This window comes from Marinovum sp. PR37 (genome assembly GCF_028807375.1).
Taxonomy (GTDB): Bacteria; Pseudomonadota; Alphaproteobacteria; order Rhodobacterales; family Rhodobacteraceae; genus Marinovum; species Marinovum algicola.
Window position 1 is genome coordinate 1 of record NZ_JARAML010000011.1, and the last position, 22,060, is coordinate 22,060.

Below are 22,060 nucleotides of genomic sequence, written 5' to 3' on the forward strand. Positions count from 1 at the left end.
TGTCCGACGCCGTCGCCTACATGACCGGCGCCAAGGTGCCGGACGGGGCCCAGGCCGCCTGACCCCGCCCCGGGCCTGCCCCGGGGCCTCGCGGCCCCAAATGGCGCGGCCCCGGTTTTCCCCGGGACCGCCCGCCTCGATACCGCCCCCGCTCACGCCGCCGTGACGGCAGTGACAGATATTGGACAAACCGACCCCGCCACCCCACATTCGCTGCAACGGAGAAAACTGGAGGGGTCCGACGTGACATATGACAAATCCGCTGACGCGATCGCCGCGCTCAGCCCCGAGGAATACCGGGTGACGCAGGAGAATGGCACCGAGCGGCCGTTCACCGGCAAGTACAACGACAGCAAGGAGCCGGGGATCTACGTCGACATCGTGTCGGGCGAGCCGCTGTTTGCCTCCACCGACAAGTTCGACTCCGGCTGCGGCTGGCCCAGCTTCACCAAGCCGATCGAGCCTGCCCATGTCAATGAGCTGCGCGATACCACGCATGGCATGATCCGCACCGAGGTCCGCTCGACCCATGGCGACAGCCACCTCGGTCATGTCTTTCCCGATGGTCCGCGCGACCGGGGCGGGCTGCGTTACTGCATCAACTCCGCCTCGCTGCGTTTCATCCACCGCGATGACATGGAGGCCGAGGGCTATGGCAAATATCTCGATCAGGTCGAGGAGGTGACCCAATGAGTGAGACAGTGAAACGCGCCGTGCTGGCCGGCGGCTGCTTCTGGGGGATGCAGGATCTGATCCGCAAGCTGCCGGGGGTGACATCCACCCGCGTCGGCTATACCGGCGGCGACGTGCCCAATGCCACCTATCGCAACCACGGCACCCATGCCGAAGGGATCGAGATCAGCTATGATCCCGACCAGATTTCCTTTCGCGCGCTGCTGGAGTTCTTTTTCCAGATTCACGACCCGTCGACCCTGAACCAGCAGGGCAATGACCGCGGGATGAGCTATCGGTCGGCAATCTACTACGTGGACGAGGCGCAGAAAGAGGTGGCGCTCGATACCATTGCCGATGTCGACGCCTCGGGCATCTGGCCCGGCAAGGTGGTGACCGAGGTCGAGCCGGTGGGCGATTTCTGGGAGGCCGAGCCGGAGCATCAGGATTACCTCGAACGCTTCCCCGGCGGCTATACCTGCCACTTCCCGCGCAAGCACTGGGTACTGCCCCGGCGCTCTGCGGCGGAATAAGCCGGTCTGACGGCGAGGTCCCGGGGCACGCCCGGGACAGGCGTCGGTGTCCACCCCCGCCCCGGGCGCGACCCGGGGCCTCTCGCCACAGGCGGCCCGAGCTCGGCCCTGCGGACCCGGCCGGCGCCCCGGCACCTCGACCGCGCCCGCGCAGGGCCGCCGCGGCTGCATTGCTGTCGGCCGCGCTGCGGAAAGCGCGATCGCCCCTTGGAAATCCGCCGCAACCGACACACCTTACAGATATGACACATCACACGCCGGATTTCACCTTCGACAACAGCTACGCGCGCGAGCTTGACGGCTTCTATGTCCCCTGGGAGGGCGACAAGGTGCCGGAACCGCGCATCGTGTTGCTGAATGCCGAGCTGGCCGAGGCGCTGAACCTCGACGCCGATGCGCTCGACAGCGACGAAGGCGCGGCGATCCTCGCCGGCGCCCGCGCCCCCGACGGCGCCGAGACGCTGGCGCAGGCCTATGCCGGGCACCAGTTCGGTGGCTTCTCGCCGCGGCTCGGCGATGGGCGGGCGATCCTTCTGGGCGAGGTGATCGACCGCGACGGCAATCGCCGCGACCTGCATCTCAAGGGGTCCGGCCGCACGCCGTTTTCGCGCGGCGGCGATGGCAAGGCGGTGCTCGGTCCAGTGCTGCGCGAATTCGTCATCGGCGAGGCGATGCATGCGCTGGGCATCCCCACCACCCGCGCGCTCTCGGCGGTGACCACCGGCGAGACGGTCTGGCGGGAAAGTGCCAAGCCCGGCGCGGTGCTGGCCCGGGTGGCCGCCTCACACCTGCGCGTCGGCACCTTTCAGTTCTTTGCCGCCCGGGGCGAACGTGACCGGGTGCGCCAGCTGGCCGAGTACGCCATCGCCCGCCACGATCCCGCGCTGGCCGGCACGGACGACCGCTATCTCGGCTTTCTGCGCGCGGTGATCCGGCGCCAGGCGGCGCTGATCGCGCAGTGGATGCATGTGGGCTTTGTTCACGGGGTGATGAACACCGACAACATGACAATCTCGGGCGAGACCATCGATTACGGCCCCTGCGCCTTTATCGATACTTTCGATGCCAAGGCGGTGTTCTCCTCGATCGACCATGGCGGGCGCTATGCCTATGGCAACCAGCCGGTCATCGCGCAGTGGAACCTGGCGCGGCTGGCCGAGACGCTGGTGCCGCTGCTGCACGAAGATCAGGAAGAGGCGGTGCGGCTGGCCACAGAAGAACTCGAGGAGTTTCCCGAGATCTACTCCGCACAGTGGCTCGATGGCGCGCGTGCCAAGATCGGGCTGACCGAGGGCGACGACAGCGACATCGGCTTCGTCAACGCGCTTTATGCCGCGATGTCGGGGCAATCCGTGGACCATACGCTGTTTTTCCGCCACCTGCCCGACGCCATCGCAGGCGATGAGACGGTGGTGACCGATCTTTTCGACGACGCCTCGGCGATCCGCGAATGGCTGCCGCACTGGCGCGAACGGCTGGCGCGCGAGGGCCGCGATCCGGCGGATCGCCGCGCGGCGATGGCGGCGGTCAATCCGGTCTATATCCCGCGCAATCACAAGGTCGAAGAGGCGCTGACCGCGGCCGAGACCGAGGGCGACATGGGGCCGATCACCCGGCTGCTCGAGGTGTTGCGCGCGCCGTACCAGGAGCGCGCCGGGCTCGAGGATTACGCCCGCCCGGCGCCTCGGGATTTCGGCCCCTACAAGACCTTTTGCGGCACCTGACACCCCGATGAAAGAACGGAGACACCATGGACAAATCCGTGCTCAAGACCCGCCTTCTCGAACTCACCCGCGCCGATTACGAAGCCGCGCGCGAGAAATACGAAACCCTCGTCGCCGAGGCCCGTGTCACCGGTGACGAGCCGCTGGATCACGATCAGCAGAGCCGGGCGGAATCGAACGGCGAGCTGGCTGCCGCCTGGGACGAGGCAATGCATGACGACGAGGCGCGGCTGCGCCGGCTGAACGAGATCGATTTCGGCGCCAAGGACGAGGTCACCGCCGGTGCCGCCGTCGAGCTCGATGGCCGCATGCTGGTGGTCTGCGTGGCGACACCCGAGTTTGATCTCGATGGCCGCAAGGTGATGGGCATTTCCCCCGCCGCGCCGATCTTTCGCGCCATGCAGGGCCTGGGCGCCGGCGACAGTTTCGAATTCAACGACACCCGCCACCAGATCACCGCCGTCTACTGACCCCGACCAGGAGTATCCGGTTTGCGCTTGCTCATCTCTGCCCTGATCGCGCTCTTGCCGCAGGCCCTCTGGGCCGGTTGCGAAGGCACCGACCTGCGCGCCGGCCTCTCGCCGGCACAACAGGCGGCGCTGACGCAGGCGGCGGAACAGACGCCTTTTCCCGAGGGCAACCGCTGGCGCGCAAGTCGCGGCGACCGGGTGATCGATCTGGTCGGCACGATCCACATCCCCGACCCGCGGCTCGACCCGGTGATGGACCGGCTGACACCCGATATCGAACGCGCCGAGCGCCTGTTTCTCGAGGCCAACGCCGAAGACCGCAAGGCGCTGGAGCGCAATCTGGCAGCCGATACCTCGCTGTTGCTGTTGCAGGAGACCTCACTGCCCGAACTGCTTGCGGAAGACGACTGGCAGGCGCTGGCCGAAGCCGCCCGCAGCCGCGGCATCCCGCCGGTGATGGCGGCCAAGATGCAGCCCTGGTATCTGTCGCTGGTGCTGGCGCTGCCGGGCTGCGCGATGGATCTGATGAAGGACGGTGGCGGGCTCGATGCGCAGATCGAAGCGGTCGCCACCGAGGCCGGGGTGCCGCGCAGCTCGATCGAGGCCTATGATACGGTCTTCCGGGTGTTCAACGAAGAGCCGCTGGAAGAACAGCTCGACATGCTGCGGCTTGGCGTCTTTCCCGAGGCCACCGGCGCCGATCTGCTGGTGACCACGGCCAACGGCTATTTCGACGAGGCGCATTCCGACAACTGGCAAGTGTCGCGGATGATGACCTTTGCCCATCTCGATCTGCCGGAGGCGCAGACCGAGGCGATGCTCGACGAGATGGAGAACAAGCTACTGACCGACCGCAACCTGGCCTGGATCGAGGTGATCGAAGCGGCGCCGGAAGACCGCCTGATGGTGGCGGTGGGCGCGGCGCATCTGATGGGCGAGAGCGGGCTGCTCAACCAGTTGCAGCGCCGGGGCTACAGCCTCGAACGTCTGGAATTCTGAGGGCCGGGGATCAGCTGGCCAGGCCGCGCCCCTTGAGCAACGCCTCGACACCCGGCATGCGACCACGGAAGGCGAGATAGAGAGCCTCGGCCTCCTGCGAACCGCCGGCCGAGAGGATGTGTTTTTCCAGTTTCCGCGCCATTTCGGGATCAAAGGCGCCGCCGGCTTCTTCGAAGGCGGCAAAGGCGTCGGCGTCCATCACCTCGGACCACATGTAGCTGTAATAGCCGCTGGAATAGCCGTCGCCGGCAAAGACATGGGCGAAATGCGGCGTGGCGTGGCGCATGCCGATGGCGGCGGGCATCTCGAGCGCCGCCAGCACCTCGGCCTGTTTCGCCATCGGATCGGCCGGCGCCGCGCCTTCGTGAAAGGCCAGATCGACCAGGGCCGAGGCGACATATTCCACCGTCTGGAACCCCTGATCGAAGTTTGCGGCCTTGAGCACCTTGTCGAGCATTTCCTGCGGCATGGCGTCCCCGGTCTCGACATGGGTGGCAAAACGGCGCAGCACCTCGGGCACCTCGAGCCAATGCTCGAAGAGCTGGCTTGGCAGTTCGACGAAATCGCGCGCCACCGAGGTGCCGGCAACCATGTCGTAGGTGACATCCGACAGCATCTGGTGCAGCGCATGGCCGAACTCGTGGAACAGCGTCCGCGCATCGTCATAAGACAGCAGTGCCGGGGTGCCCTTGGCAAAGTTGCAGACGTTGACGACCACCGGGTGCTGCACCTTCGGGAACTTGCCCTGCATCCGCATCGCCGAACACCAGGCGCCCGAACGCTTGGAGCCACGGGCAAAGTAATCGCCGATGAACACCGCCACATGCGCACCACCCCGCGTCACCTCCCAAGCCCGGGCGTCGGGGTGATAGAGCGGCAGATCGAGCGCCCGGAACTCCAGCCCGAACAACCGGTTGGCACAATCGAAAGCGGCCTCGATCATCCGGTCCAGTTGCAGATAGGGCTTGAGCGCCGCGTCGTCGAGATCATGTTCGGCCTTGCGCCGTTTCCCGGCGTAGTAGCGCCAGTCCCAGGGTGCCAACGCAGCGTTGACCCCATCGGCGTGCATCCGCTCTTCGAGCAGCTGCGCATCGGCCTCCGCCTGGGCCCGGGCCGGCGCCCAGACCGCCGAGAGCAGCGCGCGCACCTTCGCAGGCGTGCCGGCCATCTCGGTTTCGAGCTTGTAGCTGGCGAAATCGGCGTAGCCCAGAAGTGCCGCCCGCTCCTGCCGCAGCCCGAGGATCTCGGCGGCAATCTCGCGGTTGTCGGTCGCCCCGCCACCGGCGCCGCGCGCCACCCAGGCCTTGTAGGCCCGCTCGCGCAGGTCACGCCGCGGCGAGAATTGCAGGAACGGCACGATCAGCGAACGCGACAGGGTGAGCACCGGGCCGGCGGCGCCGCGCTCCTCTCCGGCCGCGCGGGCCGCAGCCACGACAAAGCCCGGCAAACCCTCCAGATCGGCCTCGGACAGCGGCATCGACCAGTCGCGCTCATCCGCCAGCAGGTTCTGGGTAAAGCTGGTGCCCAGCACCGCCAGCCGCTGCTTGATCGCGGTCATCCGCGCCGCGTCGTCGCCCTCCAGCGCGGCCCCGGCGCGGATGAAATTGCGGTGCACCAGCATCAGCACGCGCGCCTGCTCGTCGTTCAGCCCAAGCGTCTCGCGGCGCTCCCAGAGGCTGCGGATGCGGTCGAACAGCGGCCGGTTGCCATAGATCGCCGCCGCATGGGCGGCCAGTTTCGGCGAATACTCCCGCATCAGCGCCTCGCGCGCGGGCGTGCTGTCGCTGCCGGCAAGGTTGAAGAACACCCCGGTCACCCGGTCGAGCGTCGCGCCACAGCGTATCAGCCCCTCGATGGTATTGGCGAAGGTCGGCGGCTCGGCGGCATCTGCAACTCCTGCGACCTCGGCCAGATCCTCGGCCAGCGCAGCCTCCAGGGCGGGGCCGAAATCAGCGTCCTTGATAGCGTCGAAGGGCGGCAGGCCGAAGGGGCCCGTCCACTCGGCCAGCAGGGGATTTGTCATGATGTGGTTCCTTTTGCTCCGCCACAGACCGGACATTCCGCGCGCCGTTTCAGGGCGATCTTGCGGGTCTCGGACCACAGCGCATCATAAATCAGCATCTCGCCCCGAAGCGGCGCGCCGGCGTCGGCCAGCACCTTGACCGCCTCGACCGCCATCATCGCGCCGACCACGCCGGGCAACGGCCCCAGAACCCCGGCCTCGGCACAGGAGGGCGCAAGGCCGGGGGCGGGCGGCTCGGGAAAGAGGCATTGGTAACAGGGGGTGCCGCGCGCCGGATCGAACACCGAAAGCTGGCCCTCCCATTGCGACAGCGCGCCCGAGATCAGCGGGATGCCGGCCCGCACCGCCGCCCGGTTGGCCAGGTAGCGGGTGTCGAAATTGTCGGTGCCGTCGAGCACTAGGTCGAATTCGGCGAACAGGTCATCGGCCACCTCTTCGGTCAGCCGCCGGTGATAGGGCAGCACCCGGGCATAGGGATTTTGCGCCATCATCGCGGCCCGGGCGCTGAACACCTTGGGCGTGCCGATATCGCCGTCACGGTGGATCACCTGGCGTTGCAGGTTGGCATTCTCGACCACGTCGTCGTCGATCACCCCGAGCGTGCCGACCCCGGCCGCCGCCAGATATTGCAGCGCCGGGGCGCCCAGCCCGCCGGCGCCGATCACCAGCACCCGCGCCCGGCGCAGCCGCTGCTGGCCCGGTCCGCCCAACTCGCGCAGCACGATGTGGCGGGCATAACGCTCCAGCTCCGCCTCGCCCATCGGCCCCTCCTGCGCCGCCGCCGGCGGAGGCGGCGCCTCCTGCCCCTGCGCCCGGGCCCGCACCCGTCCCAGCAGGTGGCGATAGGCCAGGATGACCGCGACAAAGCCCGCCAGCAAGAGCCAGAGCGCCGGCTCGCCGCCGGTGGCCGCCCGCAGCGCATGCCCCTGGGGAAACAGGAACTGGATGCCCAGCACGGCGACAAACAGCAGCCCGATCAGCGGCCAGCGCGCCGCCCGGGGCAGACCGAGCGCCCAGCCCAGGCCCCAGATCGCCGCCGCCAGCGCCAGAACCAGCAGCATCAGCCGGCCCCGGTAGAGCCAAAGCCCCCCGCCCCGCGCACGGTCTCGTCCAGGGTCTCGACCAGCGCGAAATCGGCCTGCACCACCGGCGCCAGCACCATCTGCGCGATCCGCATTCCGTGGGTGACCTCGAAATCCGCCTGCCCGGCATTAAGCAGGATCACCCCCAGCGGGCCGCGATAATCGCTGTCGATCGTGCCGGGCGCATTGGCCAGGGTTACGCCATGCTTCAACGCCAGCCCGGAGCGCGGCCGGATCTGCACCTCGTACCCCAAAGGCACGGCCAGGCGCAGCCCGGTGGGCACCAGCGCCCTTGCGCCCGGCGCCAGCACCAGGGGCCGCTGCTCCGGCAAATGCGCCCGGAGATCCGCCCCCGCCGCCCCCGCGGTTTCATATCGCGGCAGCCCCAGCGACACATCCGCGCCTTGGTCCCACATGATGTTCAAAGCAACCACGCCCTGTCCTTCTTCTCTTTCAAAAATACGCCATCCCGCCGTCTCAGCCCAGCGCCGCCGCCAGCCGTTCTGCCAGTCGCTCCGCCACCGCGCGCTTGCCCATGCGCGGCCAGGCCTCGGCGCCCTCGGAGGTGATCAGCGTGACGGCATTCTCAGCCCCGCCCATGATCCCGGTCTCGGGCCGCACATCGTTGGCGACGATCCAGTCGCAACCCTTGCGTGCCCGTTTCGCCGTGGCATTTTCCACCACGTCATTTGTCTCGGCGGCAAAGCCCACCACCAGCCCGGGCCGCCCGGTCGCCATCTGCGCCACCGTGGCCAGGATGTCCGGGTTCTCGTCGAAATGCAGCGCCGGCAGCGCGCCGGCCTGTTTCTTGATCTTGCGGTCCGACGCCTCGCGGACGCGCCAATCCGCCACCGCCGCCGCGAACACCGCCGCATCCACCGGCAAGGCCGCCTGCACCGCGTCCAGCATCTGCCGCGCGGTCTCGACCCGGTGCAGCGCAACACCATCGGGCGGCGCCACATCCGCCGGACCGGTGACAAAGATCACCTCCGCCCCCAGCCGCAACAGCGCCTCGGCGATTGCCGTGCCCTGCGCGCCGGAGGACCGGTTGGCGATATAGCGCACCGGATCGATCGGTTCATGCGTCGGCCCCGAGGTCACCAGCACCCGCTTGCCCGCCAGCGGCCCCGCCGCGAAATGCCGTTCTACCGCCGCCAGGATATCCGGCACTTCCGAGAGCCGCCCGGGGCCGAATTCGCCACAGGCCATGTCGCCGTCATCGGGGCCCACCACGGTCACGCCGTCCGCTTTTAGCACCGCAAGATTGCGCTGCGTCGCCGGGTGCTGCCACATCCGCACGTTCATCGCCGGGGCGATCATCACCGGCGTATCGGTCGCCATCAGCAGCGTCGTCGCCAGATCGCCGGCCAGCCCGGAGACCATCTTGGCCATCAAGTCCGCCGTCGCCGGCACCACCAGCACCAGATCGGCCACCCGGCTGAGCTGGATATGGCCCATCTCGGCCTCTTTCGTCAGGTCGAAGAGATCGCGGTGCACCGCCTCTCCGGCCAGCGCCGAGACGCTGAGCGGGGTGACGAATTGCTCGGCCGCGCGGGTCATCACCGGGGTCACCGTCGCACCGCGCTCGCGCAGCCGCCGGATCAGGTCGAGGCCCTTGTAAGCCGCGATTCCGCCGCCGATAATCAGAAGTATCCGCTTGCCCGCCAACATTCCCGGCCTCCAAAAACATCGCGCCGACCCTACGGCCTTTGCAATGAGACCCGCAAGGGCGGAAGAACCCGCTACCGGAAGGCCGCGCAGGGATCCTCGCGCGGCGCCGCCGGGGCAAAAACCACCTCGTCATGGCCGCCCTCGGGCACCACGTCCTCCTCGCCCTGCAACAGCACATGCACCCGTGCCTCGGGCGCCACCCGCGCCAGTACGCGCGGCAGGCCCCAGTCGCGGCGCGCATGGCCGTTGCCGGTAATCACCGCCACCGGCCCGCCGGTCGCCGCCAGCGCCCGGACCACCGCCCGCGCCAGCGCCGCGTCGCGCAGCCGCTGCACCGCCACCATCGCCGGCAGCATCTCGTCGGGCAGCGCACCGCAATGCGCCTCCTGTTGCAGGGTCTCGCGCTGCGCCTGCTCGGCCGGGGGTAACGCCTCTGTCAGCCCGTACCGCCCGGCCTCATCGCCAAAGGTGGCAGCCAGACCGTCACGCATCGCCGCGCGCGCCGCCGCGCGGGGCACCGCCGCGCCAAGGATCCGCGCCTCGGGCGCCGCCGCAAACACCGGGTAATACATCGTGAAATCGGGCCAGCCGCTCTCGGCCCAGCCCAGCGCCTCTTCCAGGGCCGTCGGATCGCCGCGTAGTTCCGGCAGGGCGCGAGCCGCCTGTGCCTCGGTCAGCATCTCGAACACCAGCGCCGCCGGGGCGATCTCGGCCACCCGTCGGGCCTGCTCGGCATGATGCGTCGGATTGTCGTGCACCTCGCCCAGGACATGCACATCAAAAGCCCCGGCCGCCAGGGCGACCGGGGTCAAACTCATCAACCAGACGAAAAACAGAATCCTCATGCGAGGAAGTCGTGAACTTCCTTGCTCTGGCCTTCAAGCGATTTCCGCATTTTCTGAAACGCCGCCGCCTCGAGTTGGCGAACCCGCTCTTTCGACAGGCTCAGCTCGCTGCCGAGGCTCTCGAGCGTGCGCGGCTTGTCACGGAGCTTGCGCTCCTGCACGATGAAACGCTCGCGCTGGTTCAGATCGCCCATCGCGGCCACCAGCCAGTTGCGCAGCTGCTCCATATCATGCTCAAGCTCGACCTGCTCGGCGGCCTGCGGGCCTTCGTCCTCGATGGTGTCGATCCATTCGCGGCCCTCGTCCTCGGTGGACTGGGTGGCGTTGAGCGAGAAATCCGAGCCCGACAGCCGGCCTTCCATCATCTCGACATCCGCCAGCGGCACGCCGATCTCGGAGGCGATCTTGTGACGCATCTGGTTGCGATCCAACTCGCCGCCCTCGGCCGCCGCTTCGCGTTCGATCCGGGCCTGGACCCGGCGCAGGTTGAAAAACAGCGACTTCTGCGACGAGGTGGAGCCGGTGCGCACCATCGACCAGTTGCGCATCACGTAATCCTGGATCGAAGCCTTGATCCACCAGACCGCATAGGTCGAAAAGCGTACCCCGCGGTCGGGGTCGAACTTGTCGGCCGCTTTCATCAGCCCAAGTCCCGCTTCCTGAATCAGATCGTTCATCGGTGCGCCGTAGCGCCGGAACTTCGAGGCCATGGAAATCGCCAGCCGCATGTAGGCCGTGATCAGCCGGTGCAGCGCAACCTCGTCTCGCTCGTCCCGCCATGCATAGGCGAGCCTGCGTTCGGTGTCCGCGTCCAGCAATTCGGCTTTCATGGCGGCGCGGGACAGTGTTCTGTCATCCAGTGCGTCGAGTGCCATTTCCATTCCCCACAATTCCGTAGATGTCTGGTTTCAAACACCAAAGGTACGGGTCCGGTTCCGGTGCGGACCAAAAATACTTGAAAAAACATTCGATTTTCAGCCGTGCGGCCCTAGCCGCATGGCGTCACCAATGCTGATGCGGATGCGAACAAAACTTTGTTGGACAAGAAAAATCCGCGTTTCTAACCTGCTCTGATGACAGATACGCTTCATATCGGCGATTACGCCTATTCCAGCTGGTCGCTGCGCGGCTGGCTGCTCTATCACCGCTTCGACATTCCCTGCCGGATCGCGGTGGTCGACTTCAACCGAGCAGAGAGTGTGGCCGCCCAGCTGGCCCTGCCGCCGGCCCGCACTGTGCCCTGTGCCGAGCTGTCGGGCGGCGGGCTGGCCTGGGATTCTCTGGCGCTCGCAGAAGAGCTGGCCTGCCGCCATCCCGAGGCCGGGCTCTGGCCCACGGATCCGGTGCGGCGGGCCACCGCCCGATCCCTCGCCGCCGAAATGCATGCGGGCTTTGCCACTTTGCGGACGCTCTGCCCGATGAACCTGCGGCTGGCCTATGCCGGCGTGCCGGTGCCGGCACCGCTGGCCGCCGATCTCGCCCGCATCGAGGAGATCTGGAGCTTTGCCCTCGCCCAATCCGGCGGCCCCTGGCTCTGTGGCGAATATTGCGCGGCCGACGCGTTTTTCGCACCGGTCGCCGCACGCATCGCCGGCTACGGTCTGCCGGTGGGCGAAACCGCCGCCCGGTATGTCGCGCGCCACCTGTCCGATCCGGCCTTCCGCCGCTTTCGCGCCATGGGGCTGGTCCGGGGCGAGACCCTCGCGCGCTATGCCCAGGAACATGCCACCACCCAATGGCCCGGACCCGCGCCAGAGGCAGCGCAGGCGGTGGACAGCGGGCCTTCGGTCAATGACATCTGCCCCTATTCCGGCGCGCCGGTGGCGCATTTCCTGGGATTTCGCGGCCGGACCTGGGGGTTTTGCAACGCCTTCTGCCGCGACAAGACCTTGGCCGACCCCACCGCCTGGCCCGCCTTTGCCGCCTTGGTCGCGGCCGCGCGGTAACCTTCTCTCGCCCCTGTTAACCCTTCCTCAACCCTTCGCGCGGCACCTTGGTCAAGGCGTGAAAGGTTGAGGAGGTGGCATGGTTGCGCGCGCCTATACGGTGGCATTCGAAGGCGTGACGGCGCGCCCGGTCGAGGTGCAATGCGCCGTCACCCCGGGGCTGCCCGCCTTTTCCATCGTCGGCTTGCCTGACAAGGCGGTGTCGGAGGCCCGCGACAGGGTGCGCACGGCGTTGTCGTCGATGTCGATCGCCCTGCCGTCCAAGCGAATCACCGTCAACCTCTCGCCCGCCGACCTGCCCAAGGAAGGCTCGCATTTCGACCTGCCGATCGCATTGGGGCTTCTGGCGGCGCTCGAGATCATCCCCGAGGACGCCGTTGCCGGGATCGTGGCCCTGGGCGAGCTGTCGCTCGATGGCGGGCTGGTGCCGGTGATCGGCGCCCTGCCCGCCGCCATGGCCGCCGCCGAGGATGACCGCGCCCTGCTCTGCCCGCGCGCCTCGGGGCCAGAGGCCGCCTGGGTCGGCGCGACCCAGGTGATCGGTGCCGCCACGCTGGCAGACGTGGTGCGCCATTTCACCGGCCAGTCGCCCCTGCCCCCGGCCGAACCCGGCGAAGTCCATGCCGTCCCGGAGGGCCGTGATCTGCGCGACGTGCGCGGCCAGGAACGGGCCAAACGGGCGCTGGAAATCGCCGCCGCCGGTCGCCATCACCTGCTGATGGTCGGCACGCCCGGCTCTGGCAAGTCGATGCTGGCCGCGCGCCTGCCCACCATCCTGCCCGATCTCTCCGCCGCCGAGGCGCTCGAGACCTCGATGATCCATTCTCTCGCCGGGCTGCTCGACGAGGGCGGCATTTCCCGCGCCCGCCCCTTTCGCGAGCCGCATCACACCGCCTCGATGGCCGCCATCGTCGGCGGCGGCCGCGGCGCCAAACCGGGCGAGATCAGCCTGGCCCACAATGGCGTGCTCTTCATGGACGAGTTTCCCGAATTTCCCCGCATGGTGCTTGAAACCCTGCGCCAGCCGATCGAGACCGGCGAGGTCATGGTGGCCCGCGCCAATGCCCATGTGAAATACCCCTGCCGCTTCATGCTGGTGGCCGCCGCCAACCCCTGCAAATGCGGTTATCTGCCCGATCCGGCACGCGCCTGCGCCCGGGCGCCGCAGTGTGGCGAAGAGTACATGGGCCGCATTTCCGGCCCGCTGATGGACCGGTTCGACCTACGCGTCGACGTGCCGCCGGTGTCCTTCGCCGATCTCGACCTGCCCGAGGGCGGCGACAGCTCGGCCGAGGTCGCCGCCCGCGTCGCCACCGCCCGCGCGGTGCAATCGGCGCGATATGCCGCGCTCGAGGACACCCGCGTCAATGCCGACATCCAGGGCAAGGCGCTCGAGGCCTTTGCCACGCCCGACACCGAGGGCCGGGCGCTGTTGTTGACGGCCGCAGAGCGTTTCGGCCTCTCGGCACGGGGCTATCACCGGGTGCTGCGGGTGGCGCGGACGATTGCCGATCTCGGCGGCGCCGACGACCTGCGCCGGCCACATATCGCCGAGGCGCTCAGCTACCGGCTTCTCGGGGCGAAAGACGTCTGATCCACTGCGCCAGATCGCCCAGCGTGGCCCGGCCTTCGGGCAGCAAGCTGTGCAGGATCGGCCAGACATGCGGCAGATCCCGGGTGATCGTCTCGGAGACTTCGACGCCCTGCGCGCGCAGCGCCGCCGTCATCCGGCGGGTGTCGTCGAGCAGGATCTCGCGGTCGGCGGCGGTCAGCCAGACCGGCGGCGCGCCGGTGAATTCTGCAAACAGCGGGGAGGCGCGCGGGTCTGCGGGATCGGCGCCCTGAAGGTACATCTCGGCGATCTCATGACAGCGTTCGGCCGGCAGGATCACGTCGCTGCCGGCATTTCCGACGATGCTGTTGCCGGAGTAGGTCATGTCGGTCAGGGGCGAAAAGGCAAACACCCCCAGTGGCTTGCGCAGGCCCTGCGCCAATATTCCGGCCAGCACCGCCAGGGCGAGCCCGCCGCCGGCGCTGTCACCGCCAAGCACCACGCCACCGGGATGATCCATCACCGCCCGGTAGCTGGCCAGCGCATCGTCAAAAGCGGCGGGAAAGGCATGTTCCGGTGCCTTTCGATAGCCCGGCAGCAGCGCCGGGCTGTCGGTGCGCCGCGTCAGATGCGCCAGCATGGCACGGTGGGTGCGCGGCGCGCCAAAGACATAGCCGCCGCCGTGAAAATAGAGCAGCAGCGGCCCGGGTCGGCCCCGGTCGACCCAGGTGGCCGGGCATCCGGCGATCTCGGCCGCGTCAAAGGCCGCACCGCGCGGCGGCCAGAAAAACAGCCGCGCATTGACCTCGAAGGCCCGGCGCAGGGTCTCGGGGTCGGTGGCCCGTGCCAGGCGCCGCCGCTCCGTCACCCGCAGCCAGGGGTTGAGGAGTCGGCGCATCAGGCTCACGCCAGCTTGGCCTCGATCGCCTGCCAGATCTTCTCGGCGACGTTGATCCCGTCGAAGCGCTCGAGCTCCTGAATGCCGGTGGGCGAGGTGACGTTGATCTCGGTCAGGTAGTCGCCGATCACGTCGATGCCGACAAAGACCTGCCCCTTGTCACGCAGCAGCGGCCCGATCTTCTCGCAGATCTCCTGATCGCGGGCGCTCAGCCCGATCTTTTCCGGGCGGCCGCCCACATGCATGTTCGACCGGGTCTCGCCCTTGGCCGGCACCCGGTTGATCGCCCCGACCGGCCTGCCGTCGACCAGGATCACCCGCTTGTCGCCCTTGGTCACGTCGGGTAGATATTTCTGCACAATCAGCGGCTCGCGCGAGAAACTGGCAAAAAGCTCGTGCAGCGAGGCCAGGTTGCCGTCGGCCTGGGCAAGCTTGAACACGCCGGCGCCGCCATTGCCGTAAAGCGGCTTGAGGATGATGTCGCCATGCCGGTCGCGGAACTCGCGCAGGGTTTGCAGATCGCGGGCGATGGCGGTGGGCGGGGTCAGCTCGGGGAAGTCGAGCACCAGCAGCTTTTCGGGGTAGTTGCGCACCCAGAAAGGATCGTTCACCACCAGCGTCTTGCCCTTCAACCGGTCGAGCAGATGGGTCGAGGTGATATAATGCATGTCGAACGGCGGATCCTGACGCAGCCAAACCACGTCGAACTCGGCCAGATCGACCTCGCGCAGCGGGCCAAGATCGGCATGGTCGCCCTGCACCCGCCGCACCGTGAGATCATGGCCCCGGGCGGTAATCCGGCCCTCCTGATAGGCCAGCTGGTCCGGCAGGTAGAAGAACAGCTCATGTCCCCGCGCCTGCGCCTCTTCGGCAAGCCGGAAGGTGCTGTCGGCATTGATGTCCACGGCCCCGATCGGGTCCATCTGAAAGGCGATTTTCATGGGCTGTTCCTGCTGATGTCCGCCCCTTACATGGCCCAAGGCCGGGGCGGGTTCAATGCCGCAGCCCCCATCAGTAGCCCAGCAGCGCACCCTCCATGATCTCGATCCGGCCCTGGCCGTCCATCAGCGCCGCGTCAAAGCGCGCCGCGCTGTCGAGCCCGGCCGGGCAATCGGCCAGAAATTCCGCCGCGGCGGCGTGGATGCGCGCCACCTGTCGCGGGGAAATGCGGGCCAGCGCGCCGTCGAGATCGCGGGCGGTCTTGACCTCGACAAAGACGAAACCGCCGGCGCCATCGCCAAACACCAGATCGATCTCACCGCCCTTGCCGCGCCAGCGGCGGGCGACGGCGGTATAGCCCGCCGCAAGATAGCGCCGCGCGACGGCCTCTTCGGCGCAGGTCCCCGCGCGGTGATTGCGCTCTCCGCGCCGGGCGCGCGCGGCGCCGATGTCGTCATTTTCGAGTTCCGGTGGCATTGCCGGCCCCTCCGGCGTCAATCCTTCGCCAAGCCTAGGGCCATCTGATAAACAATCCGTTTCTTTTGCCCGTATCCCTTGGCCACCACATCCGCCGCGTCGCGCACCGACATGGTTTCCAGTGCCTGACGCAGCGCGGTTTCGATGTCTTCCGCGCTCTCTGCCGGGGCCGCGCCCCGGCCGATCACCACGACAAATTCGCCGCGCGGCTCGGTTTCGGCCAGGCGATCCGCCAGCGCGCCCAGCGGCGCGCGCTGCACCTCTTCGAATTTCTTGGTCAATTCCCGACAAGCCGCCGCCGGGCGGTCGGCACCAAGCGCATCGCGGGCATCGGCCAGCATCGCCGCCACCCGGCGCGGTGATTCGTAGAACACAAGCGTTGCCGCCACGCTCGAAAGCTCTTCCAGCGCCTTGCGCCGGGCCGCACCGGACGAGGGCAGGAAACCGGCAAAAAAGAACCGGTCGGTGGGCAATCCGGCGACATTGAGCGCCGCCAGCACCGCCGAGGCGCCCGGTGCCGCCGTCACCGCCGCGCCGGCCTCGCTGGCGGCCCGCGCCAGGTCGAATCCCGGATCGGAAATCAGCGGCGTTCCGGCCTCGGAGGCATAGGCCACCGATTGCCCCTCGGAGAGCGCCGCAAGCAACCCGGGGCGTATCTTTTCGCCGTTGTGCTCGTGATAGGCGCGGATCTGGCGTCCGTTCAGCGCCACCCCGTGCAGCTCCATGAGCCGGCGTAAGGCGCGGGTGTCCTCGGCCGCCAGCACATCGGCCCCGGCCAGCACATCCAACGCGCGCAGGGTAATGTCGCGGGCGTTGCCGATCGGCACCGCCACGAAATAGAGCCCGCCCGGCAGTTTGCGGGCGTCTCTCTGCCAGTTCCGCCCCTCTGTCACATTCGCCACTGGACCCGCCTCGCTCTGTGTTTATTATCGCGGCGAACCGCACGGCTCCGGCCGCGCCACCCAACCGCGAAGTGAGATAGACCATGTTTGCCGTTTTGTCTGCCGCCCGCAAGCGGCTGCGCCTGCCGCGTTTTGCCCGCGGTGCTGCCGCCACGCTCGGCCTGATCGCTCTCGCCGCCTGTGAGCCGGTGCAGATCGGCGGAGTCGGCGGCGGCACGGGACCGCGCATCAACACCAGCCGGCCGGTGCCAGTGGCGCTGCTGGTGCCCAAGAGCGACGCCGGCGCCGGCGCGGTGGCCCGCGCGCTGGAAAACGCAGCCAGGCTCGCCGTCGCCGATCTCGACGGGGTCCAGATCGACCTGCGGGTCTATGACACCGCCGGCAATGCCGCCACTGCCGCCGCCCAGGCGCAACAGGCGGTGGACGCCGGCGCCAAGATCATTCTCGGGCCGTTGTTCGGCGAAGCCGCCAACGCCGTGGGCGTGCAGGTGGCCGATGACAACGTCAACGTGCTGAGCTTTTCCAACAACCCCTCGATCGCCGGCGGCAATGTCTTTGTGCTTGGCCCGACCTTCCGCAACACGGCCGACCGCCTGATGGGTTTTGCCGCGCGCCAGGGCAAACAGTCGGTGACCGTCGTCTACCCCGACAATGTCGAGGGCCAGTTCGGCAAGGGCGCCATCGAAGCCGCCGCCGGCGCCAATGGCGTGCGGGTCGTGGCTGCCGAAGGCTTTGATTTCTCGCAGCAGGGCGTGATCGCCGCAATGCCGCGCATCGCGGCCGCCGCCCGGCAGTCCGATGCGGTCTTCCTGACCTCGAACGCCGCTGGCGCGCTGCCGTTGCTGGTGCAGCTGCTGCCCGAAAACGGCATCAGCCCGGACGCCACGCAATACATTGGCCTCGCCCGCTGGGACGTGCCGGCGCAAACGCTGTCGCTGCCCGGTGTCCAGGGCGGCTGGTTCGCGCTGCCCGATCAGACCCGCACGGCGAATTTCGCGTCGCGTTACCAGGGCGCCTATGGCACCGCGCCGCATCCGCTCGCGGGCCTCGGCTTTGACGGCATCGCCGCCATCGGCGCGCTGGTCGGCGCGGGCAAATCCGACGCGCTGACCGCGACGGCGCTGACCCAATCCTCGGGCTTCCAGGGCACCGGCGGCATTTTCCGGCTGCGCGCGGATGGCACGAACGAACGCGCGCTGGCAGTCGCCACCGTGCGCGACAACAAGGTGGTGATACTTGACCCAGCGCCCAATCGATTTGGCACTGCCGGTTTCTGAACCGGTTGATACGACCCGACTTGAGACCATGCTGATCTGCCCCGCGGCGCGCATCTTCGATGCCGCCGCGGTTGCGGATCTGATGGAGGACTTCGACAGGACCGATCCGGCCGCCTTTCGCAAGGCGCTGGTCGGGCAGCTGCTTCAGGCCCGCAAGGCCGGCATGGCCACCATTGCCGAGGCCCTGCGCGCCCGCCCGCTCGAGGCCGAGGCCGCCAAGCGCAGCTATACCTGGCTGACCGACGAACTTGTCCTGAGCGCCTGGCGCGCGGCAACCGAATATCTGCATCCGCTGTCCAACCCCACCGATGGCGAACGGCTCGCGCTGATTGCCGTGGGTGGCTATGGCCGGGGCGAGATGGCGCCCTATTCCGACGTCGATCTGCTGTTCCTGACGCCTTACAAGATCACCTCCTGGGCCGAGAGCGTGATCGAATCGATGCTCTACATCCTCTGGGATCTGCGGCTCAAGGTCGGCCATTCCTCGCGCACGATCCGCGATTGCATCCGGCTCGGCGGCGAGGATTTCACCATCCGCACCGCCCTGCTCGAACACCGGCTTCTGGCCGGCGACGCGGCGCTGGCCGCCGATCTGTCGCGGCGGCTGAACAATGATCTCTTCAAGGGGTCCGAGCGGGAGTTTGTCGAGGCCAAGCTCGAAGAGCGCGACACCCGGCACGAAAAGCAGGGCGGCCAGCGCTACATGGTCGAACCCAACGTCAAGGAGGGCAAGGGCGGGCTGCGCGACCTGCAATCGCTCTACTGGATCGCCAAATACGTCCATCACGTCGCCCATTCCAGCGAACTGGTCCGGCTCGGCGTCTTCGAGCCAGAGGAATACGAGGGCTTCGTCAAAGCCGAGACCTTTCTCTGGGCCACCCGCTGCCACCTGCACCTCGTCTCCGGTCGACCACAGGAGCAACTGACCTTCGACCTTCAGGTCGAGGTCGCCGCCGCCATGGGCTATCAGGACACCGGCGGGCGCCGCGCGGTCGAGCATTTCATGCAGGATTTCTTCCTGCATGCCACCGAGGTCGGCGACCTGACCCGTATCTTCCTGACCGCGCTGGAGGCCGACCACACCAAGGGGCCGGCCCTGCTCGAACGGATTTTCACCCGGAAGACCAAGGTCAAGACCGGCTATACCGTCACCCATGGCCGGCTGGCGATTGCCGACGAAGCGGCGTTCCTGTCCGACAAGCTCAACATGCTGCGGCTGTTCGAAGAGGCGCTGCGCTCGGATCTGCTGATCCATCCGCATGCCATGCGGCTGGTGAAATCCAACCTGCAACTGATCGACGACGGCATGCGCCGCGACCCGGCGGCCAACAAGCTGTTTCTCGACCTGCTGCTGAAACACGGCAACCCCGAGCGGGCGCTGCGACGGATGAACGAGCTGGGCGTGCTCTCGGCCTTCATCCCCGAGTTCGCGCCGATCGTGGCAATGATGCAGTTCAACATGTACCATCATTACACGGTGGACGAACACACCATCCAGGTGATCCACCACCTGGCCGAGATCGAGCGCGGCGAGCTGGGTGAGGAGCTGCCGGTTTCGACCGAGATCATCGAGAAGGGCATCGACCGCCGGGTGCTCTATGTGGCCCTGCTGCTGCATGACATCGGCAAGGGCCGAGACGAGGATCATTCGATCCTCGGGGCACGGATCGCCCGCATCGTGGCACCGCGGCTGGGGCTGAACCGGAAAGACAGCGAAACCGTCGAATGGCTGGTACGCTATCACCTGCTGATGTCGGATATGGCGCAGAAACGCGACATCGCCGATCCCCGCACGGTGCGCGATTTCGCCAAGGCGGTGAAGTCGGTGGATCGGCTCAACCTGCTCTGCGTTCTGACGGTCTGCGACATCCGCGGCGTCGGCCCCGGCACCTGGAACAACTGGAAGGCGGCACTGCTGCGCGCGCTCTATCGCCAGACCCGGCGGGCGCTCGAGGACGGGATGGAGGCGCTCAACCGCGAGAACCGCGGCACCGAGGCCAAGAAGCACCTGCGCCGGGCGCTCACCAACTGGCCCCCCAAGGACATTAAGACCGAGACCGGACGGCATTATCCGCCATATTGGCAGGGTCTTCACATCACCGCGCATGTGGTCTTTGCCAATCTGCTGCGCGGGCTCGAGGATGACGCCATCGCCATCGACGTCCATCCCGACGAGGAGCGCGACGCCACCCGCGTCTGCTTTGCCATGGCCGATCACCCCGGCATCTTCAGCCGGATGTGCGGCGCGCTGTCTCTGGTCGGGGCCAATGTGGTCGATGCGCGGACCTTTACCACCAAGGACGGTTTCGCCACCGCCGCCTTCTGGATCCAGGACGCCGAGGGCGCGCCTTACGAGGCCAGCAAGCTGCCGCGCATGCGTTCGATGATCCACAAGACGCTGATGGGCGAAGTGGTCACCGGCGAGGCGATCAAGTCGCGCGACAAGATCAAGAAACGCGAACGCGCCTTCCGGGTGCCGACGCATATCACCTTCGACAACGACGGCTCCGAGATCTACACGATCATCGAGGTCGACACCCGCGACCGGCCCGGGCTGCTCTATGACCTGACCCGGACGCTGGCCAACAACAACGTCTATATCTCTTCGGCGGTGATCGCGACCTATGGCGAGCAGGTGGTCGACAGCTTCTACGTCAAGGACATGTTCGGCCTGAAGTTTCACGCGCCGTCAAAACAGAAGGCGCTGGAACGCAAGCTGCGCGAGGCGATCGAGAAAGGCGCGGAACGGGCCGCGTCCTGAGCCCAAAGGCAAACCGCGCCACCGCCGGCACGTCGCGACCCGCGCCCCGGACCTGATCCGGGGCGTCCGCAGCCACGCCGGCACGTCGAAACCGCGCGCAATCCAGCCGGCCATGAGGTCCCGGATCAGGTCCGGGACGGTGTCACATGGCTCAGCCGATGCGGCCCAGGGTGTCGCCCACGGCGCCGCCGATCTGGCCGCGATGCATCAGGATGTGATCGAGCAGGACGCAGGCCATCATCGCCTCACCCACCGGCACCGCGCGGATGCCGACGCAGGGGTCGTGCCTTCCCTTGGTGATGATCTCGGTCTCTTCGCCGCCCTTGGTGATCGTCTTGCGCGTGGTCAGGATCGAAGAGGTCGGCTTCACCGCAAACCGCACCACGATCTCCTGGCCGGTGGAAATGCCGCCCAGGATGCCGCCGGCGTGGTTCGAGGAATAGACCGGCCCGTCCGGCCCCATGAAGATCTCGTCGGCATTCTCGGAGCCGGTCAGCGCCGCCGTCGCCATGCCGTCGCCGATCTCCACCGCCTTGACCGCGTTGATGCTCATCATCGCGGTCGCCAGATCGGTGTCCAGCTTGCCATAGACCGGCGCGCCCAAGCCGGCCGGAGCGCCCTGCGCCACCACCTCGATCACCGCGCCCACCGAATTATGCACATCCTTGCGCAGATGGCCCAGATAGGCATCCCACTCCGGCACGGCCGCGGCATCCGGCAGCCAGAAATCGTTGTTGCCGATCTCGTCCCAGTCGAACCGCGATCGATCGATGTGTTTCTCGCCCATCTGCACCATGTAGCCGGTGATCTTCAGCCCCGGCAGCATCTGGTTCAACACCGCCCGCGCCACGCCACCGGCGGCCACCCGCGCCGCCGTTTCGCGGGCCGAGGACCGGCCGCCGCCGCGATAATCGCGGATCCCGTATTTCTGCCAATAGGTGATGTCGGCATGACCGGGGCGGAACTTCTCGACGATATCGCCGTAATCCTTCGACCGCTGGTCGGTGTTGCGGATCATCAGCTGGATCGGCGTGCCGGTCGACTTGCCCTCGAAGACGCCCGACAGGATTTCCACCGCGTCGGGTTCCTTGCGTTGGGTGGTGTTCTTGTTCTGCCCCGGCTTGCGCTTGTCCAGCCAGCGCTGAAGGAAGTCCGGATCGATCTCGATCCCCGGAGGGCAGCCATCCACCGTCGCCCCCAGCGCCGGCCCGTGGCTCTCGCCCCAAGTGGTGATGCGGAACATGCGGCCAAAGGTATTGTAGCTCATGTCAGACCCTCCATTTGCTCCT

Annotated in this window: 20 protein-coding genes; 9 read left to right on the forward strand and 11 right to left on the reverse strand. The window is 67.6% G+C overall.

The annotated features are described in order from the left end of the window. Window positions 1-243: 243 nt before the first annotated feature. From msrB to PVW49_RS10990, 5 genes are all read left to right on the forward strand, one after another. Window positions 244-693, forward strand: a complete 450-nt coding sequence (gene msrB, locus PVW49_RS10970; RefSeq protein WP_274590545.1) for a peptide-methionine (R)-S-oxide reductase MsrB — start codon at window positions 244-246, stop codon at window positions 691-693. Next, window positions 690-1,205, forward strand: coding sequence for a peptide-methionine (S)-S-oxide reductase MsrA (msrA, locus tag PVW49_RS10975; protein ID WP_048533025.1), 516 nt, complete (start codon window positions 690-692; stop codon window positions 1,203-1,205). The genes msrB and msrA overlap by 4 nt, the downstream gene beginning before the upstream one ends. Window positions 1,206-1,447: 242 nt before the next feature. Next, complete coding sequence (locus PVW49_RS10980) at window positions 1,448-2,929, forward strand: protein adenylyltransferase SelO (RefSeq protein WP_274590546.1); 1,482 nt, start codon at window positions 1,448-1,450, stop codon at window positions 2,927-2,929. Between the two features lie 26 nt (window positions 2,930-2,955). Further along, entirely contained in the window at window positions 2,956-3,399 is a 444-nt protein-coding gene (locus PVW49_RS10985; RefSeq protein WP_048533027.1) for a hypothetical protein, read from the forward strand. A gap of 21 nt (window positions 3,400-3,420) precedes the next feature. Beyond that, on the forward strand, window positions 3,421-4,398 hold the full coding sequence (locus PVW49_RS10990) for a TraB/GumN family protein (protein WP_274566251.1): 978 nt from the start codon (window positions 3,421-3,423) through the stop codon (window positions 4,396-4,398). A gap of 10 nt (window positions 4,399-4,408) precedes the next feature. Here PVW49_RS10990 and PVW49_RS10995 read toward each other — a convergent pair whose 3' ends face one another. From PVW49_RS10995 to PVW49_RS11020, 6 genes are all read right to left on the reverse strand, one after another. After that, window positions 4,409-6,421: a M3 family metallopeptidase gene (locus PVW49_RS10995; RefSeq protein WP_274590547.1), complete on the reverse strand. Its 2,013-nt coding sequence runs from the start codon at window positions 6,419-6,421 to the stop codon at window positions 4,409-4,411. Continuing rightward, window positions 6,418-7,482 carry a HesA/MoeB/ThiF family protein gene (locus PVW49_RS11000; protein WP_048533031.1) on the reverse strand — a complete coding sequence of 355 codons (1,065 nt, stop codon included), beginning with the start codon at window positions 7,480-7,482 and terminating at the stop codon, window positions 6,418-6,420. The genes PVW49_RS10995 and PVW49_RS11000 overlap by 4 nt, the downstream gene beginning before the upstream one ends. After that, window positions 7,482-7,919 carry a dUTP diphosphatase gene (gene dut / locus PVW49_RS11005; RefSeq protein ID WP_048533032.1) on the reverse strand — a complete coding sequence of 146 codons (438 nt, stop codon included), beginning with the start codon at window positions 7,917-7,919 and terminating at the stop codon, window positions 7,482-7,484. Before dut ends, PVW49_RS11000 begins: the two co-directional genes overlap by 1 nt. Window positions 7,920-7,980: 61 nt before the next feature. Next, window positions 7,981-9,174 (reverse strand): bifunctional phosphopantothenoylcysteine decarboxylase/phosphopantothenate--cysteine ligase CoaBC, encoded by a 1,194-nt coding sequence (gene coaBC / locus PVW49_RS11010; protein ID WP_274590548.1) that lies wholly within the window; start codon window positions 9,172-9,174, stop codon window positions 7,981-7,983. A gap of 71 nt (window positions 9,175-9,245) precedes the next feature. Next, window positions 9,246-10,019 (reverse strand): ChaN family lipoprotein, encoded by a 774-nt coding sequence (locus PVW49_RS11015; protein ID WP_274590549.1) that lies wholly within the window; start codon window positions 10,017-10,019, stop codon window positions 9,246-9,248. Continuing rightward, entirely contained in the window at window positions 10,016-10,894 is an 879-nt protein-coding gene (locus PVW49_RS11020) for an RNA polymerase factor sigma-32 (protein ID WP_048533982.1), read from the reverse strand. Before PVW49_RS11020 ends, PVW49_RS11015 begins: the two co-directional genes overlap by 4 nt. A gap of 198 nt (window positions 10,895-11,092) precedes the next feature. On the opposite strand from PVW49_RS11020, the gene PVW49_RS11025 reads away from it, so the two are divergent. Both PVW49_RS11025 and PVW49_RS11030 read left to right on the forward strand, forming a co-directional pair. Further along, window positions 11,093-11,965: a glutathione S-transferase gene (locus PVW49_RS11025; protein ID WP_274590550.1), complete on the forward strand. Its 873-nt coding sequence runs from the start codon at window positions 11,093-11,095 to the stop codon at window positions 11,963-11,965. Window positions 11,966-12,044: 79 nt separating this feature from the next. Next, a complete protein-coding gene (locus tag PVW49_RS11030) occupies window positions 12,045-13,559 on the forward strand; it encodes a YifB family Mg chelatase-like AAA ATPase (protein ID WP_274590551.1) in 1,515 nt (504 codons plus the stop codon). Here the strand turns inward: PVW49_RS11030 and PVW49_RS11035 are convergent. The 4 genes from PVW49_RS11035 to rsmI all read right to left on the reverse strand — a co-directional run bounded on the left by PVW49_RS11035 (window position 13,525) and on the right by rsmI (window position 16,724). Next, on the reverse strand, window positions 13,525-14,415 hold the full coding sequence (locus tag PVW49_RS11035; protein ID WP_274590552.1) for an alpha/beta hydrolase: 891 nt from the start codon (window positions 14,413-14,415) through the stop codon (window positions 13,525-13,527). The two genes, PVW49_RS11030 and PVW49_RS11035, sit on opposite strands and share 35 nt — an antisense overlap. Window positions 14,416-14,420: 5 nt before the next feature. Next, the gene (gshB, locus tag PVW49_RS11040; RefSeq protein ID WP_048533038.1) at window positions 14,421-15,356 is read right to left on the reverse strand and encodes a glutathione synthase; all 936 of its coding nucleotides are present in this window, start codon (window positions 15,354-15,356) and stop codon (window positions 14,421-14,423) included. A gap of 70 nt (window positions 15,357-15,426) precedes the next feature. Further along, window positions 15,427-15,831 (reverse strand): YraN family protein, encoded by a 405-nt coding sequence (locus PVW49_RS11045; protein WP_074840047.1) that lies wholly within the window; start codon window positions 15,829-15,831, stop codon window positions 15,427-15,429. A gap of 17 nt (window positions 15,832-15,848) precedes the next feature. After that, window positions 15,849-16,724, reverse strand: a complete 876-nt coding sequence (gene rsmI / locus PVW49_RS11050) for a 16S rRNA (cytidine(1402)-2'-O)-methyltransferase (protein ID WP_274590584.1) — start codon at window positions 16,722-16,724, stop codon at window positions 15,849-15,851. Between the two features lie 92 nt (window positions 16,725-16,816). On the opposite strand from rsmI, the gene PVW49_RS11055 reads away from it, so the two are divergent. Next, window positions 16,817-18,010, forward strand: coding sequence for a penicillin-binding protein activator (locus PVW49_RS11055; RefSeq protein ID WP_048533040.1), 1,194 nt, complete (start codon window positions 16,817-16,819; stop codon window positions 18,008-18,010). A gap of 28 nt (window positions 18,011-18,038) precedes the next feature. Then, entirely contained in the window at window positions 18,039-20,771 is a 2,733-nt protein-coding gene (locus tag PVW49_RS11060) for a [protein-PII] uridylyltransferase (protein ID WP_083416193.1), read from the forward strand. Window positions 20,772-20,922: 151 nt separating this feature from the next. Here the strand turns inward: PVW49_RS11060 and aroC are convergent, their stop codons facing one another. After that, entirely contained in the window at window positions 20,923-22,038 is a 1,116-nt protein-coding gene (gene aroC / locus PVW49_RS11065) for a chorismate synthase (RefSeq protein WP_274590553.1), read from the reverse strand. Window positions 22,039-22,060: the final 22 nt, after the last annotated feature.

Coding starts and splice junctions, on each gene's coding strand:
- gshB (WP_048533038.1), bottom strand. CDS start 15,356: ATGAAAATCGCCTTTCAGATGGACCCGATCGGGGCCGTGGACATCAAT.
- PVW49_RS11030 (WP_274590551.1), top strand. CDS start 12,045: ATGGTTGCGCGCGCCTATACGGTGGCATTCGAAGGCGTGACGGCGCGC.
- msrA (WP_048533025.1), top strand. CDS start 690: ATGAGTGAGACAGTGAAACGCGCCGTGCTGGCCGGCGGCTGCTTCTGG.
- PVW49_RS11060 (WP_083416193.1), top strand. CDS start 18,039: ATGCTGATCTGCCCCGCGGCGCGCATCTTCGATGCCGCCGCGGTTGCG.
- coaBC (WP_274590548.1), bottom strand. CDS start 9,174: ATGTTGGCGGGCAAGCGGATACTTCTGATTATCGGCGGCGGAATCGCG.
- PVW49_RS11025 (WP_274590550.1), top strand. CDS start 11,093: ATGACAGATACGCTTCATATCGGCGATTACGCCTATTCCAGCTGGTCG.
- PVW49_RS10980 (WP_274590546.1), top strand. CDS start 1,448: ATGACACATCACACGCCGGATTTCACCTTCGACAACAGCTACGCGCGC.
- PVW49_RS10985 (WP_048533027.1), top strand. CDS start 2,956: ATGGACAAATCCGTGCTCAAGACCCGCCTTCTCGAACTCACCCGCGCC.
- aroC (WP_274590553.1), bottom strand. CDS start 22,038: ATGAGCTACAATACCTTTGGCCGCATGTTCCGCATCACCACTTGGGGC.
- PVW49_RS11035 (WP_274590552.1), bottom strand. CDS start 14,415: ATGCGCCGACTCCTCAACCCCTGGCTGCGGGTGACGGAGCGGCGGCGC.
- PVW49_RS11055 (WP_048533040.1), top strand. CDS start 16,817: ATGTTTGCCGTTTTGTCTGCCGCCCGCAAGCGGCTGCGCCTGCCGCGT.
- PVW49_RS11000 (WP_048533031.1), bottom strand. CDS start 7,482: ATGCTGCTGGTTCTGGCGCTGGCGGCGGCGATCTGGGGCCTGGGCTGG.
- PVW49_RS11015 (WP_274590549.1), bottom strand. CDS start 10,019: ATGAGGATTCTGTTTTTCGTCTGGTTGATGAGTTTGACCCCGGTCGCC.
- PVW49_RS11020 (WP_048533982.1), bottom strand. CDS start 10,894: ATGGCACTCGACGCACTGGATGACAGAACACTGTCCCGCGCCGCCATG.
- dut (WP_048533032.1), bottom strand. CDS start 7,919: ATGTGGGACCAAGGCGCGGATGTGTCGCTGGGGCTGCCGCGATATGAA.
- PVW49_RS11045 (WP_074840047.1), bottom strand. CDS start 15,831: ATGCCACCGGAACTCGAAAATGACGACATCGGCGCCGCGCGCGCCCGG.
- PVW49_RS10995 (WP_274590547.1), bottom strand. CDS start 6,421: ATGACAAATCCCCTGCTGGCCGAGTGGACGGGCCCCTTCGGCCTGCCG.